Source organism: Rhizobium ecuadorense, from assembly GCF_001187535.1.
Classification (GTDB): Bacteria; Pseudomonadota; Alphaproteobacteria; order Rhizobiales; family Rhizobiaceae; genus Rhizobium; species Rhizobium ecuadorense.
In genome coordinates this window covers 115,797-130,876 of sequence record NZ_LFIO01001075.1, presented here as the reverse complement: position 1 = coordinate 130,876, position 15,080 = coordinate 115,797, and the positions used below count along the sequence as shown (strand labels likewise).

Here is a 15,080-nt window from a genome sequence, read left to right as displayed (position 1 = left end):
AGGCGGATTATTTAGGGAGCCGCCATGTCCAAGCTGCGCAATCTTCTCCTCGCCTTTTCCTTCGCCGCCCTTTCCGCCGGCGCCGCCTCGGCCGAAGTCGTCGGCAAGGTCGGGGTCGACTGGATCGGCAACGACATCATCGTCGAGGCGGTCTCCGATCCGGAGGTCAAGGGCATCACTTGCCACGTCACCTATTTCGACCGCAGCCTCATCGACCGGTTCAAGAACGGCAACTGGTTCGAAGATCCCTCCAACAATTCCATCGCCTGCCGGCAGACCGGGCCGATCGAGATCGGCAATATCGACCTGTCCAAGGATGGAAGCGAAGTATTCCGCCAGGGCATGTCGCTGATTTGGAAGACGCTGGTCGTCAACCGCATCTACGACAAGACCAACGACACGCTGATCTATCTTGCCCATTCCAGGGAACTGACGGATGGCTCGGCGAAGATGTCGATTTCGACGATTCCGCTCTATGGACAGAACGTGACGTGGAAGAATGGGAAGCCGCAATAAGGCTGCAGGTTGGTGCGCAACGCGAGTTTCATCTTGAGTAGTGCATCTCTCCGAGTTCCCTCATGCCTGTGCTTGTCACAGGCATCCAGCGTGCCAAAGTCCTTGGGCGCAGGAGACTCATTTTGACAAGCGAGCCATTCACCGCGCAGACGCGCGGTGAATGGATCTCTGTGACGAGCACAGAGATGACGGAGGAGAGGGTGTGCCATGCGGCTCGGAGAGATTGGCGATGTCCTCTTCAAACAAAAAGGCCCGGACAAACCGGGCCTTCCAACGCCAGAATGGAAGAATATCAAGCCGCCTGCGTCAATTCGTCGGCGATGACGGTGTCGAGGTTCAGGAAGCAGACCATCGTCTTTTCGAGCGCGACGATGCCGCGGCAGAAGGCGCGCTGGGCTTCCGGGATGATTTCCGGCGGCGGCTGCAGGTCTTCGCTCTTGATGGTCATCATGTCGGAAACCTGCTCGACCAGCAGGCCGACCAACTTGCCGGCGATATCGGTGACAATGATCGCCGAGCGCTCGGAGGGCTCGGTCATCTTCATGCCGAGCCGGCAGGCCATGTCGATGACGGGGATGACCGCGCCGCGCAGGTTGATAAGGCCGAGCACGTAAGGCGGGGTGTGCGGCATCGGCGTCACCGGCGCCCAGCCGCGAATTTCGCGGATGGCCATGATGTCGATGCAGAATTCCTGGTCGCCCAGGTGGAACGAGACGATTTCGAGATAAGCGCCCGACTGCTTAATGGCGTTGTTGTTGTTCATGGTCAGAATTCTTCCCAGTTATCCCCGGCGGAGTAGCGATGCAGAACCGCCGTTAAATATAGATGTGACGGCTTAAGTCTTTCCTAACGATATGTATTTTGGGATTGCCCGTCGCTCTGAAGGCAAGCTATTCACAAACATCGCATTTTTGATCCGTGCTGATTTCTGCGGGCCGACTTCCGGTTGGGGCGGCCGCGGTCGATGAGACAATTAATCACGGGTCAGAAAACATATTGTTGAGTTGCGCGCCTTCGGTCGAGACTATAATCACGCCGGCAGAGGCGGGCGGCGCATCCGCCTGGATCGAGGATCTCGCCAATGAAGACATTCCGCATCGCCGTCTGGGTCGGTGTCCTGATACTTGCCGGGGTTCTCGGCTTGGTCCGGTGGTATCCTTTTAAATCGGGGGATGTGGCGGTGGAGGCCCCCTTCGGTGTTCCTTTCACCCTGGTCTCTCAAAGCGGGCAGCCGATCACCGAGCAGGCACTGCGCGGCAAGCCGACGGCACTGTTCTTTGGCTTTACCCATTGCCCTGAAGTCTGCCCGACGACGCTTTTCGAGTTGAACGGCTGGATGGAGAAGGTCGATCCCAAGGGTGACAAGCTGCAGGCCTTTTTCGTGACCGTCGATCCGGAGCGCGACACGCCCGAGATCATGAATGGCTACGTCTCCAACGTTTCCAAGCGCATCACCGGCATTTCGGGCCCGCCCGACAAGATTGCCGAGGTCATCAAGGGTTTCCGCGTCTACGCCAAGAAGGTGCCGGTCGACGAGAAGGATCCGAACGGCGATTACACGATGGATCACAGCGCCTCGGTCTTCCTGCTCGATTCGGCCGGGCGGTTTGCCGGAACGATCGCCTATGGCGAAAACCCGGACACGGCGGTAAAGAAGCTGGAGAATCTCGTCAGCAAGGGGTGATGGTTTCAGCGTGATGGGGCGCTGGCTCGACCGATGGCGGGCAACGGAAACGGGAAAGACCGCCTATCGTGAGTGAAATCCGCCTTTACGTGACGACCACTGAAACCCAGGCCGAAGAGATCCTCGACCTTCTGAGCGCGGTCTTCGGCGAAGAAGACTTTGCCATCGGCACCACCGAAATCGATGAGAAGAAAGACATCTGGGAAGCCTCGATCTATATGATGGCCGAGGACGAGGCCGAGGTGCATTCCCGCGTCGAGGGCGCGTTGAAAACCTCTTTCCCCGATGCCCGGCTGGAGCGGGAAGTCATCCCCGATGTCGACTGGGTGGTGAAATCGCTGGAGGGGCTGAAGCCCGTCAGGGCAGGGCGCTTCCTGGTGCACGGCTCACATGACCGCGACAAGGTCCGCTCCGGCGATATCGCCATCGAGATCGATGCCGGACAGGCCTTCGGAACCGGCCATCACGGCACGACCGCCGGCTGCCTAGAGGCCATCGACGCCGTGGTGCGCTCGCGCCCGGTCCGCAACGCGCTCGATCTCGGCACCGGCAGCGGCGTGCTGGCGATTGCGGTGCGCAAGCTGAAGAACATACCGGTGCTGGCAACCGACATCGATCCGATCGCGACGCGGGTGGCGGCAGAAAACGTGCGCCGCAACGGCATCGCGTCGGGCATCGTCACTCGGACTGCGCCGGGCTTTCATTCGACGGCCTTTTCCGAGCATGGTCCCTTCGATCTCATCATCGCCAACATTCTCGCCCGGCCGTTGATCCGCATGGCGCCGCAGCTTGCGACGCATCTGGCACCCGGCGGCTCGGTCATCCTTTCGGGCATTCTCGCGGCGCAACGCTGGAAGGTGATCGCCGCCTATAGCGGCGCGCGGCTTCGCCATGTCAGGACGATTTGGCGCAACGGCTGGGTGACGATCCATTTCGATCGGCCGTGAGTTTTTGGGACGATGAGGAGGCGAGTGCCTGTCTGATGGCGCATCCGACGCTGTGTTTCACTGCACCGGCGGCGAGTTTGGCGAGAACATCACCTCATTCTCCGTCATCCTCGGCCTTGAGCCGAGGACCCATGCCACTGCTGCTGATGGATGCTGCATGGATGCTCGGCTCAAGGCCGAGCATGACGGAGCGTGGGGTCGGCGGGAGGAGCCATTCACCGTACAGACGCCTATATCAGGAACCTGTCCGCCAGCTAAACCCTACCGACGATAACAAAAAAGGCGGTGCCGATGGCACCGCCTTGGACCGGTCTATCCGGCCAATGCCCGCGAGCTCAAGGGGAGGAGCGCTCGAGCGGGCTCTACTGCATTCCAATAGGCCGGTCCGGGAGGGAGGAGACGGACGGGCTTTCAGATTTAGAACGCGTAGCTGGGAGCGCCGTTGTGGCGCGTGGCGCGCTGGCCGGCGCCGAGCAGCTTGAGGCTGTCGTCGTTCTGCGGCCGGCGGGCGCCGATGACGTGACGTACGGTCTGGCGTTCGCCAGCCTGTGCCGGGCTGCTATATGCGAAGCGCGAGAGAGAGGCGGTCATTTCAAAAAATCCTTTGTTGCAGGTTCATCGCGAACCGTTCGATGCCGCCTATATAGCTATTCTGAAAAGCCGAGGCAGAGGGTTTCGCTCATGGGAGCCATGCGGCCAATGCATAAAGCGTGCCAAATTAACTTTTCGCGTCACAGTTCTGTCAAAATATTGGGCGGCACCCTGGGTTTCGACTCGTTTCGTCGCTTTTTCTCCCCATCGGTTGAAATTTCGCTAACATGGCCGGCATCCCCTTTACCGGATTCGTCTCAATCATTCGGGTTTCCAGCATGTTCCAGTCCTTCGAAGTCACCTCCACGCCCCAATTCGGCAGGGATCGCGTATCGGCGCTGCGCGCTGCTTTCGATTCGCTCGGGATCGACGCCTTCCTTGTGCCGCGCGCCGACGAGTTCAACGGCGAATATGTTCCCGCATGTTCGGAGCGCCTGGCATGGCTGACGGGCTTCACCGGCTCGGCAGGCGTTGCAATGATACTGCGCACGCAGGCGATCGTCTTCGTCGACGGGCGTTATGTGACGCAGCTTGCCGAACAGGTCGACGGTTCGGTCTTCTCGGGCGGCGATCTCGTCAACGAGCCGCCGCATCTCTGGCTGGCCGCAAACGGAGCCAAGGGCCTGCGGCTCGGCATCGATCCCTGGCTGCATGCCGGTGCCGAGGTGCGCCGTCTGGAACGGGCGCTCTCGCAGATCGGCGGCACGCTCACCTTCCTGCCGCACAATCCGCTCGACAGGCTCTGGAGCGACCGGCCGGCCGAACCGCTCGGCGCGGTCAGCATCCAGAATGTCGCGCAGGCCGGCGTGCTGGCGAGCGACAAGATCGCCACGATCGCCGCCGATCTTTCGAAGAAAAACCTCGCCGCGGTGCTGATTGCCGATCCCTCCTCGGTTGCCTGGACCTTCAACATCCGCGGCGCCGACGTGCCGCACACGCCGCATCCGCTGGCGCGCGCCATCGTCCATGCCGACGGGCGGGCCGAGCTCTTCCTCGACAAGCGCAAGACCGGCATCGAGCCGGAGGCCTATCTCGCGCAGATCTGCACGCAGCTGCCGCCCTCGGCGCTGGAGGAAAGGCTCGCCGCCGTTTCCAGGGATGGCGGCCGTGTGCTGATCGACCCCGATATCGCCTCCTATGCGCTGGCCGAGATTATCCGCAAGGCGGGCGGCGAAGGCGTCGAGGGCGCCGATCCCGCCAAGCTGCCGCGCGCTGTGAAGAACGACGTCGAGATCAACGGCTCGGCCGCCGCGCATCTGCAGGATGGGGCGGCGATGGTGGAATTCCTCTATTGGCTGTCGCAGACGAAACCCGCGACAGTGAGCGAGATTGCCGCCGCCGAACACCTCGAAGCGGCGCGCGCCCGGGTCGGCCAAAACATGCAGAACCCGTTGAAGGACATTTCCTTCGACACGATTTCCGGCTCCGGCGAACATGCGGCGATCATGCATTACCGCGTGACGACCGAGACCAACCGGATGATCGAGGCCGGCGAACTTTTCCTGATCGATTCCGGCGCGCAATATATCAATGGCACGACCGACATCACTCGCACGGTTGGCATCGGGGCGGTTTCTGAGGAGCATCGCCGTTTCTTCACGCTGGTGTTGAAGGGTATGATCCAGATCAGCACGGCGCGGTTCCCGAAGGGCACTCGCGGCTGCGACCTCGATCCGCTGGCGCGCATTGCGCTCTGGCGGGCAGGGGCCGATTTCGCCCATGGCACCGGCCATGGCGTTGGCTCCTATCTCTCGGTGCATGAGGGACCGCAGCGCATCTCCAGGCTTTCGACGCAGGAACTGCTGCCCGGTATGATCCTGTCGAACGAACCGGGCTATTACCGGCCCGGCAGCTTTGGCATCCGCATCGAGAACCTGATCTATGTGCGCGCGGCCGAGGAGATCGACGGCGGCGATGCGGCCATGCTCGGCTTCGAAACGCTGACTTTCTGCCCGATCGACCGCAGCCTCGTCGTCCCAGAGCTTCTGACCCATGACGAGCTGCACTGGTTCAACAACTATCACCACCGCACGCGCGAGGCGCTGATGCCGCTGATCCACGACCACGATGTCAGGGCATGGCTCGAAAATGCAACGCTGCCGCTGGAATATTAAGGTAACGGCGTCTGGACGCCGGCCTCAGACGCCGGCGGTATGGCGCCAGATCATCACGGCGATCCAGGCGGCGACCAGCATCCATGTATGGGTGAAACGCAGGCCGACGAAGAGGGCGACGATCAGCGCCAGCTTCGAGTCCCAGCCGCCGATGAAGAACGCAGGTGCGACCAGCGTCGTTAGGACGGCGGCCGGCACGGCATTCAGTGCCGCCTCCATGCGCGGCGGGATGCTCCTCATCCGGGTGATGAGAATGTAGCCGCCGATGCGTGTGGCGAAGGTGGCGGCTGCGGCGGCGAGGATGACGAGCGCCATGTGAAGATCGAATTCCATGGCTCAGACCTCATGCATTTCGGATTGCAGCGCGTCGGCTTCGAGATCAGGCTCCCGCGACGGCAATGGCAGCAGGGCGGCGAGCACGATGCCGGCGGCCGCACCGAGGCTGACATGCCAGGGCGAGCCGACATAGCGATAGGCGAGCACGGAAGCCACGGCGCTGACGAGCGCCACGGGCAGGAAATTGTCGCGCTTGCGGAAGCCGAGGACGATGCCGAGGAAATAAGCCGGCAACAGGATATCGAGGCCGATGGCCTTGGGATCGCCGATGAAGCCGCCGAGCATGCCGCCGGCGACGCTGATCAGCACCCAGGGAATGTAGATGATGATGCCGAAGCCGAAATACCAGGCGAAGGTCAGCGGTTTGCCGGCCTCGCTGCGTTTCACCGCTTCGGCAAATTGCGGATCGACGAGCAGGAAGAAGGTGAAGAATTTCTGCACCGGCGTGAAATGGCCGATATAGCGCGCCAAGGCCGCCGAATAGAGCACGTGGCGGAAATTGACGGCGAGGATCGATAGCACGATCAGCCAGGCATGGACATTGTGGCCGAAGAGCTCGATGCCGACCATCTGGCTGGCGCCGGCATAGACGGTGGCGCTCATAAAGGCGACCTCGGAAAGCGACAGGCCGTTTTCGACGGCGAGCGCCCCGAACAACGCGCCAAAGGGCGCCGACGCCAGCGCAACGGCGGAGCCGCCCCGCAAACCTTCAACAAAGTCGGCGCGATTCATATGGGTGATCCTGTTGGAAATTCAGCTTTCACTTATGGTCTGTGATCTGCCGCGGCAATTGAATTTCGTTGATTGACCTATCGATTTCGCTGAAGCATCAAAACCCTGATCGCGTCGGCCAGAGAGGACCTCATGAAGAAGATCGAGTTTTCGAAGGAAGAAAAGGCTGAAATCGTTTCGCGCATCTGCGCTTATTTCGACCGGGAACTCGATCCCATCGGCGCCTTGCCGGCCGAATTCCTGCTTGATTTTTTCGCCGTGGAGATCGGGCCGTACCTCTACAATCGAGGGCTGAGAGATGCTCAAGCGGCCCTATTGAAGAGAATGGAAGACCTGGCCGAGGACATCCATCTTCTCGAGCGGGAGGAATAATCCTAGCGTCTGGGGACGGAAATCAGGGCCTTCATTTAACGCCGCAGGACATTTTTGCTTTCCAGCGTGCCACAGACCTCGTCAAACGCTTCGGCCCGGTTTCCGGGAGCGATGAGACCTACGACGCCTATGTCATGAAATAAGACGCCGGACATCAGTCGCTCTCGTTGTTCAGCGCCAAGGAGGGTGGGCGTGCGCCAAACCGACATTCCCTACGTTGTCTTTGGCGTGAGTCAGCCGGCCAGCACCTCAGCGCTGTCGATGATCGCGATGCCATGGGCGCGCATCTCGTCGATGGCGGCGGCGACGCCTTCGGGGCTGATGCCGCGGCTTGCATCCTCGATGAAGCGGACGCGAACACCAGGCATCATCTCCAGCGCGTCGAGGGCAGAGAATTTGACGCAATAGTCGGTCGCCAGCCCGCAGACGTCGAGGTCGGTGACACCCTGGTCCTCGAGGAAATCGGAAAGGCCGGTCGAGGCATCACGGTCATTGTCGCGGAAGGCCGAATAGCTGTCGATATCGGGATCCTCGCCCTTCTGCTGGATCAGGTCGATCTCTGCGGATTTCAGCGCGGGATGCAGTTCGGCATCGAGCGTGCCCTGGATGCAGTGGTCAGGCCACATCATCTGCGGCTTGCCCGACAGCTCGCCCATCTCGAAAGGCGCGGCGCCCGGATGGGCGGAGGCGAAGCTGCCGTGGCCTGGCGGGTGCCAATCCTGCGAGGCGACGATGAGGCCGTATTTGCCGCTGTCGATCAGGCTGTTTGCGACGGGAACCACCTTGTCGCCATCCGGCACCGGCAGATTGCCGCCCGGACAGAAGCCATTCTGAATGTCGACGAGCAGCAGCGCTTTCATCAAGGCCAATCCCTTCGCTTATCTCAGTGTAAGACGCCAAGCATATTGCACGCATCAACTAGTGGATTTCCCGGCGTCGGCGCGCAAGTGTTAATTCTGGTACTAGCGGTAGTAGCTGGCTGAAAAAGAATACGCTAATGCAACCATTGCGATTGTCGCGACGGCTCGCGTGTCGAAATGAAAAGGGAAGGAGGAAGCCGATTTTGCGTCTGGCGGCGGATCGAGGCTCCCCCGGCGGAGCCCCATGCCGAACTATGCCGCGGTCACGCCGTCGGCTGTGGAATCATCCGCTGCGGCGGAAGCGCCGTAGGTATTGCGGTGGGCTTGCAGGGCCGTCTGCATGTCGCTCAGCACTTTGGTGAGGAGCGGGTCGCTATCGCCTGACGCATTAATTTTGTTCGGATCGGCGGCGAGGAATTCGGACTCGGTCAACTTGCCGTCGCCATTTGTATCCATCGCGGCAAAGATGCCCTTGGAATCGTCGTCGCTCTGATCGCTGCCGTCGCTCTGATCGTCGCTGCCGTCAGTCTTCTGCAGGGACAGCATCAATGACAGGATGTCGGCGGTGATTTTTTTGGCGATATCGGCGCCGCTGTCGTCTGATGTCGCAGCCGTGCCGGATGACGAGGATTGCGATGCGGCGGCGAGCTCATCCGGGGAAATGACGCCGTCGCCATTCTTGTCGAGGCTGGAAAGCGGAGACTGGTACTGGGATAATGTGCTGCCGAGAGATGAAACACTGGTCACTTGAACCTCCTTCGAAAAGTTCGTCGTGAAGCCCGCCTTTCATGGACGGGCAGATTCCGGGCTAAGCTGATTTGCGCAATGCGTCAAAGCGACGTTTTGACACGTTAACTTTTCGGTTACCAAATATATCCTATTGGAATTATTGTATTTTTATAGGTGGGGGGGTTCGGCCGGACGGAGTTCTGCACCGGTCGCGAAAGCGAGATGCGAGGGCGATCTTGCTCCCGGCCGCGATTTCTGCCTTTCTTGCTCAGACGCAAGCCGGAAGCGAAACCATGTCCGAGGCAGAACCGAACGAGAAGATCGATGCGACGTTCCGCAACGGGTCGCTGACGGCGACCGGGATCATCCTCGGTTTCTCCCTTAATTTCATCAGCCTCTGGGTTTCCAATCCCAATGACTGGAGCCGCATCGACCTGCTGCCGATGTCGTTCCTGACCGTCGGCATCGCCATTCAGGTGAAGGTGTTTGCCGATCTCTTGGCGCGGGACTCGCTGCTCGCCGTCAAATATGACCGGTCGCGCCGGCTCTTCCTGATCGGATTGTCGATCGTGGCTGGCGGCATGGGCATCGCCCTGATGAACGACATCCTCGGGCTGGGAAGCATGCGAATGCTCGGCTGAAGGTTCTCGGCGCTGCGGGTCAGACGCGCTCGACGAACCCGTCCAGCACCCGCTTCTGGCCGGCCCGGTCGAACTCGATCGTCAGTTTGTTGCCTTCGATGCCGGTGATGTTGCCATTGCCGAATTTCAAATGGAACACGCGGTCGCCGAGGGTAAAGCGCGACGGTTCCGACGAGGTGGATTTTGCCACCAGCTCGCCGTCGATTGTCCGCCCCTTCGGGCCGCTTTCGCCATAGCCGATACGTTCGACGGCGTGGCCGGAGCGGCTGCCCCAATTGTCGCGCGTGGCGTCGGTCTTGTTGGCCTGGGCGCGTTTCCAGCCGGGGGTGGAATAGGAATTGGTAAAGGGTTCTGATTTGTCGAAGCGGGACTGGCCGTAGCCGCCACGGCCATAGCCACCATAGTTCTGTTCCATTTCGGCCACCTCGACATGGGTCTCCGGCAATTCGTCGAGGAAGCGCGAGGGCAGGGTCGATTGCCAGAGGCCGTGGATGCGGCGGTTGGAGACGAACCAGATGTGGCAGCGGTGCTTGGCGCGGGTGATGCCGACATAGGCGAGGCGGCGTTCCTCCTCCAGGCCGGCGCGGCCGCTTTCATCGAGCGAGCGCTGATGCGGGAAGAGACCTTCCTCCCAGCCCGGCAGGAAAACGGTGTCGAACTCCAGGCCCTTGGCCGAGTGCAGCGTCATGATCGAGACGGCATCGAGGTTCTCGTTGGTCTCGGCATCCATGACAAGAGAGACGTGCTCGAGAAAGCCCCGCATCGACTCGAAGCTTTCCATCGAGCGGATCAGTTCCTTCAGGTTTTCAAGGCGGCCGGGCGCTTCGGCGCTCTTGTCGTTCTTCCACATGTCGGTATAGCCGGACTCTTCGAGGATCTGCTCGGCAAGTTCGGTATGCGGTGTGTTTTCAAGCAGTTCCTGCCATCGGCGGAAAGATTGAATCACGTCGAAGAGGGCTTTGCGCGCCTTCGGCTTCAACTCGTCCGTTTCGATGATGTCGGCGGCTGCCGCAAGCATCGGGATATCGCGGGCTCGCGCGTAGTCATGCAGTGCGCGCACCGTCGTATCGCCGAGACCGCGCTTCGGCGTGTTGATGATGCGCTCGAAGGCGAGGTCGTCGGAAGCTTGAGCGACAAGGCGGAAATAGGCCATGGCATCGCGGATCTCGAGGCGCTCGTAGAAGCGCGGGCCGCCGATGACGCGGTAGTTGAGGCCGAGTGTGACGAAACGGTCTTCGAATTCGCGCATCTGGAAGGAGGCGCGCACGAGGATCGCCATATCGTTCAGCAGATGTTTGCCGCGCTGAAGCTGCTCAATCTCCTCGCCGATGGCGCGGGCTTCCTCCTCCGAATCCCAGGAGGCATGCACCTGTACCTTGACGTCATCCGGATTGGAGCGTTCGGTGAACAGCGTCTTGCCAAGCCGCCCTTCATTATGGGCGATCAGATGGGCGGCGGCTCCGAGGATGTGTTCGGTCGAGCGGTAGTTGCGCTCGAGCTTGATGACCTTGGCGCCGGGGAAATCCTTCTCGAAGCGCAGGATGTTGTCGACCTCGGCGCCGCGCCAGCCATAAATCGACTGATCGTCGTCGCCGACGCAGCAGACGTTCTGCGGCTCGCCCTTGGCGCGCTGGGCAAGGAGCCGGAGCCACATATATTGCGCGGTGTTGGTGTCCTGATACTCGTCGACGAGGATATAGCGGAAGCGGCCGTGATATTCCTTCAAGAGATCCGGGTTCTTGCGGAAGATCGCGATCGGATGCATCAGCAGGTCGCCGAAATCGCAGGCATTCAGCGTCGTCAGGCGCGCCTGATAGGCGAAATAGAGGTCGCGGCCGCGGCCATTGGCAAAGGCGCGGGCATCGCCCTCGGGGATATCGGCCGGGCCGAGCCCCTTGTTCTTCCAGGTGTCGATCATGCCGGCGAACTGTTTGGCCGGCCAGCGTTTGTCGTCGAGGCCTTCGGCTTGGATCAGTTGCTTGATCAGGCGGACGACATCGTCGGTGTCGAGAATGGTGAAATCGGAGCGCAAGCCGACGAGTTCGCCGTGGCGGCGCAGAAGCTTGACGCCGATCGAGTGGAAGGTGCCGAGCCAGGGCATGCCTTCGACAGCGCCGCCGACGAGCAGCGCGATGCGCTCCTTCATCTCGCGGGCGGCCTTGTTGGTAAAGGTGACGGCGAGAATCTGCGAGGGGAAGGCGCGGCCGGTATTGAGGATATGGGCAATGCGGGTCGTCAGCACGCGCGTCTTGCCGGTGCCGGCGCCGGCAAGCACGAGGACCGGGCCTTCCAGGGTTTCGACGGCTTCGGTCTGCTCGGGGTTCAGCCCGGCGAGATAATCCGGCCGGCTGCCGCCGTCGCGGGCCGCCATGGCGCGGGCGGCAATGCCACCGGTGGCGGGCGCCCTTCCGGCTGATGCGGCGGGCGGCTGCGGCTTGCGCGCCATCTCGCCCGGCTCTTCGTCGAAGAAGGGAATATCGTCGAAACTATTGCTCATGGCGCGTAATGTAGTGATTCGGGAAGGAAAGACCAGAAAAGATGTTCTGCTTTCATTCCCAAGCCGCCGCTATCCCAAGGGGTTTGTGCATGACGGCAGGGCTGCTGGATAGGACAGCGGCGACACGACGGAAAAATATCAGCCGCACTCTGTCGGAAACCGCGTTGGTGGGGCGTCCTTGGATCATCGGACAGTGGTCCGGATCTGCCGTCAACAAGGAGGCTGCATCATGACGAAGGTCGTTTCGAATCTCTGGTTCGCTGAGGAAGCGCGCGAAGCCGTCGAATTTTATGTGTCCATTATTCCGGATTCCGGCATCGGCCGCACCACCATCCTTCCGGCGGAAACGCCGAGCGGGCCTCCCGGCAGCGTCGAGCTGATCGAGTTCACGCTCGGCGATCAGGCCTTCCTGGCGATGAAGGCCGGGCCGCTCGATAGCTTCAACCATTCCTTCTCGATCGCGATTCTGTTGGAAAACCAGGCCGAGATCGATCGGATATGGGACGCGTTCCTCGCCAATGGCGGCACGCCGGAGGCCTGCGGCTGGCTGAAGGATCGCTGGGGCCTATCCTGGCAGATCGTGCCGCGCATGCTTGCCGAGATGATCGCCGACGACGACCGCGAGCGGGCCAAGCGTGTGACCGAGGTGATGCTCGGCATGGTCAAGATCGACGTCGGCGCGCTGGAGAAGGCATTCAACGGCTGAATTGCACCGGCGGGCGGAAGATCGCAACGATCGACTCACGGCCGGAATGCGGCCGTTTTCAAGATGTCAGCCGGGATCGGCACATGCTGTCCCGGCATCGACTCTGGGCAGATCTGGCTGCCAATCGTCGATTTTTCCGGAACTCGAATCACGGGCGACATTGCACACCCTTTTCATCTTTCTGTCACGTCGCGAAATGTGCTGATACCGCAAGCGTGCTTTTTTCAACTATAATGTGAAACAGTTTCGTAGAGTAAAAATAACCGGTGAATGCACGTTTTTGTGCGTTGCAAGAAATAGCCGGTGAGCGTCGAATATACCTACGAAATTATTGATTCTTAGGAACGCCGTAGCCATCTCGATGGTTATACGGCTTAGAGCCTGCGGCATAAACCTTAATGGAGGTCCCATGCTGAGTGAATCCGTATTCGATGCGTTTACGCGCAGTTACGAAGCGCGCCGCGAAACCGACCTGTCGGTGCAGGAATATCTCGATCTCTGCAAAAAGGACCCGATCGCCTATGCCAATGCGACCGAGCGCCTGCTCGCCGCCATAGGCGAGCCGCAGATGGTCGACACCGCCAGGGACGCGCGCCTCGGCCGGATCTTCATGAACAGGACCATCCGGATCTATCCTGCTTTTGCCGGCTTCCATGGCATGGAAGAGACGATCGAGCGCATCGTTTCCTTCTTCCGGCATGCCGCGCAGGGGCTGGAGGAGCGTAAGCAGATCCTCTATCTCCTCGGCCCGGTCGGCGGCGGCAAGTCGTCCTTGGCGGAGCGGCTGAAGCTGCTGATGGAGGTTCATCCGATCTACGTGCTGAAGGCGGGCGACGAGATCAGCCCGGTTTTCGAAAGTCCGCTCAACCTTTTCGATCCGGAAACGATGGGGCCGCTGCTCCAGGAGCAATATGGCATCCCGATGCGGCGCCTGAACGGTTTGATGAGCCCGTGGTGCCTGAAGCGGCTCGACGACTTCGGCGGTGATATTTCCCGCTTCCGTGTCGTCAGGATACAGCCTTCGCGGTTGCGCCAGATCGCCATCGCCAAGACCGAGCCCGGTGACGAGAACAATCAGGATATCTCGTCGCTGGTCGGCAAGGTCGATATCCGCAAGCTTGAGACCTACTCGCAGAACGATCCCGACGCCTACAGCTATTCGGGCGGGCTCAACCGCGCCAATCAGGGCGTGCTTGAATTCGTCGAAATGTTCAAGGCGCCGATCAAGATGCTGCACCCGCTGCTGACAGCGACGCAGGAGGGCAACTATATCGGCTCCGAGAATATCGGCGCCATACCCTTCTCGGGTATCGTGCTGGCGCATTCGAACGAAGCGGAATGGCAGACCTTCAAGGCCAACAAGAACAACGAGGCCTTCATCGACCGCATCTGCGTCATCAAAGTTCCCTATTGCCTGCGCGTGGCGGAAGAGCAGAAGATCTACGAGAAGCTGATCGAGGGATCGGAGCTTGCGGATACGCCGTGCGCCCCGGCAACGCTCGAAATGCTTGCCCGCTTCTCGGTGTTGTCCCGTCTGCGCAAGCATGAGAACTCGACGTTCTTCTCGAAGATGCGCACCTATGACGGCGAGAGCCTCAAGGAGACCGATCCGCGCGCCCGCAGCGTTCAGGAATACCGGGATGCCGCCGGCATCGACGAGGGCATGGACGGAATATCGACCCGCTTCGCCTTCAAAGTGCTCGCCTCCACCTTCAATCACGATACCACCGATATCGGCGCCGATCCGGTTCACCTGATGTACGTTCTGGAGCAGGCGATCCGCCGCGAGCAGTTTTCCGACGATGTCGAGAAGCGTTATCTGGAGTTCATCAAGGCCGATCTTGCGCCTCGCTACGCAGAGTTCATTGGCAATGAGATTCAGAAGGCCTATCTTGAGTCCTATGCGGATTACGGACAGAACCTGTTCGACCGCTACGTTGATTATGCCGATGCATGGATCGAAGACGTTGACTTCAAGGATCCCGATACCGGCCAGCTTCTCGACCGCGAGCTCCTCAATCAGGAACTGACGAAGATCGAAAAGCCGGCGGGCATTGCCAATCCGAAGGACTTCCGCAACGAAATCGTCAAGTTTTCGTTGCGGTCGCGGGCAGCCAACGGCGGAAAAAATCCGTCATGGACGAGTTACGAGAAAATCCGGGAAGTGATCGAAAAGCGAATGTTTTCGCAGGTCGAGGATCTTTTGCCGGTCATTTCCTTCGGATCGAAGAAGGATTCGGAAACAGAGAAGAAGCATAGCGAATTCGTCTCGCGCATGGCCGCGCGAGGTTACACGGAGCGGCAGGTTCGGCGCCTTGTCGAATGGTACATGCGCGTCAAACAGGCAAGTTAATG

15 protein-coding genes are annotated in these 15,080 nt (G+C 60.5%); 8 read left to right on the top strand and 7 right to left on the bottom strand.

What is annotated here, in order from left to right; translation table 11 throughout:
* Positions 1-24: 24 nt before the first annotated feature.
* Positions 25-516, top strand: a complete 492-nt coding sequence (locus AF337_RS21055) for a CreA family protein (protein ID WP_049733626.1) — start codon at positions 25-27, stop codon at positions 514-516.
* A 292-nt stretch (positions 517-808) separates the two neighbouring features.
* Here AF337_RS21055 and AF337_RS21050 read toward each other — a convergent pair whose 3' ends face one another.
* On the bottom strand, positions 809-1,279 hold the full coding sequence (locus AF337_RS21050; RefSeq protein ID WP_003541378.1) for a chemotaxis protein CheW: 471 nt from the start codon (positions 1,277-1,279) through the stop codon (positions 809-811).
* Between the two features lie 318 nt (positions 1,280-1,597).
* Between AF337_RS21050 and AF337_RS21045 the strand changes: the two genes are divergently transcribed.
* Positions 1,598-2,200: an SCO family protein gene (locus AF337_RS21045; RefSeq protein ID WP_049733625.1), complete on the top strand. Its 603-nt coding sequence runs from the start codon at positions 1,598-1,600 to the stop codon at positions 2,198-2,200.
* A gap of 68 nt (positions 2,201-2,268) precedes the next feature.
* Positions 2,269-3,147: a 50S ribosomal protein L11 methyltransferase gene (locus AF337_RS21040; RefSeq protein WP_049733624.1), complete on the top strand. Its 879-nt coding sequence runs from the start codon at positions 2,269-2,271 to the stop codon at positions 3,145-3,147.
* Between the two features lie 417 nt (positions 3,148-3,564).
* Here the strand turns inward: AF337_RS21040 and AF337_RS43745 are convergent, their stop codons facing one another.
* Positions 3,565-3,738: a hypothetical protein gene (locus tag AF337_RS43745; protein ID WP_167347783.1), complete on the bottom strand. Its 174-nt coding sequence runs from the start codon at positions 3,736-3,738 to the stop codon at positions 3,565-3,567.
* 278 nt (positions 3,739-4,016) lie between these two features.
* Here AF337_RS43745 and AF337_RS21035 point away from each other — a divergent pair, with 278 nt between their 5' ends.
* Positions 4,017-5,852 carry an aminopeptidase P family protein gene (locus AF337_RS21035; protein ID WP_049733717.1) on the top strand — a complete coding sequence of 612 codons (1,836 nt, stop codon included), beginning with the start codon at positions 4,017-4,019 and terminating at the stop codon, positions 5,850-5,852.
* Between the two features lie 24 nt (positions 5,853-5,876).
* Here AF337_RS21035 and AF337_RS21030 read toward each other — a convergent pair whose 3' ends face one another.
* Positions 5,877-6,185, bottom strand: coding sequence for an AzlD family protein (locus AF337_RS21030; protein ID WP_049733623.1), 309 nt, complete (start codon positions 6,183-6,185; stop codon positions 5,877-5,879).
* Positions 6,186-6,188: 3 nt separating this feature from the next.
* Entirely contained in the window at positions 6,189-6,920 is a 732-nt protein-coding gene (locus tag AF337_RS21025) for an AzlC family ABC transporter permease (protein WP_049733622.1), read from the bottom strand.
* Between the two features lie 132 nt (positions 6,921-7,052).
* On the opposite strand from AF337_RS21025, the gene AF337_RS21020 reads away from it, so the two are divergent.
* Positions 7,053-7,292: a DUF2164 domain-containing protein gene (locus AF337_RS21020; protein ID WP_049733621.1), complete on the top strand. Its 240-nt coding sequence runs from the start codon at positions 7,053-7,055 to the stop codon at positions 7,290-7,292.
* 233 nt (positions 7,293-7,525) lie between these two features.
* Here AF337_RS21020 and pncA read toward each other — a convergent pair whose 3' ends face one another.
* Together pncA and AF337_RS21010 are read right to left on the bottom strand one after the other, a co-directional pair.
* A complete protein-coding gene (gene pncA / locus AF337_RS21015) occupies positions 7,526-8,152 on the bottom strand; it encodes a bifunctional nicotinamidase/pyrazinamidase (protein WP_049733620.1) in 627 nt (208 codons plus the stop codon).
* Positions 8,153-8,404: 252 nt separating this feature from the next.
* The gene (locus tag AF337_RS21010; RefSeq protein ID WP_049733619.1) at positions 8,405-8,899 is read right to left on the bottom strand and encodes an EF-hand domain-containing protein; all 495 of its coding nucleotides are present in this window, start codon (positions 8,897-8,899) and stop codon (positions 8,405-8,407) included.
* Between the two features lie 275 nt (positions 8,900-9,174).
* On the opposite strand from AF337_RS21010, the gene AF337_RS21005 reads away from it, so the two are divergent.
* On the top strand, positions 9,175-9,522 hold the full coding sequence (locus AF337_RS21005; protein WP_049733716.1) for a hypothetical protein: 348 nt from the start codon (positions 9,175-9,177) through the stop codon (positions 9,520-9,522).
* A gap of 19 nt (positions 9,523-9,541) precedes the next feature.
* Here the strand turns inward: AF337_RS21005 and AF337_RS21000 are convergent, their stop codons facing one another.
* Complete coding sequence (locus AF337_RS21000; protein WP_049733618.1) at positions 9,542-12,019, bottom strand: ATP-dependent helicase; 2,478 nt, start codon at positions 12,017-12,019, stop codon at positions 9,542-9,544.
* Positions 12,020-12,248: 229 nt separating this feature from the next.
* On the opposite strand from AF337_RS21000, the gene AF337_RS20995 reads away from it, so the two are divergent.
* The gene (locus AF337_RS20995; RefSeq protein ID WP_049733617.1) at positions 12,249-12,725 is read left to right on the top strand and encodes a VOC family protein; all 477 of its coding nucleotides are present in this window, start codon (positions 12,249-12,251) and stop codon (positions 12,723-12,725) included.
* A gap of 409 nt (positions 12,726-13,134) precedes the next feature.
* Positions 13,135-15,078: a PrkA family serine protein kinase gene (locus tag AF337_RS20990; RefSeq protein WP_049733616.1), complete on the top strand. Its 1,944-nt coding sequence runs from the start codon at positions 13,135-13,137 to the stop codon at positions 15,076-15,078.
* The last annotated feature ends 2 nt before the right edge of the window (positions 15,079-15,080 follow it).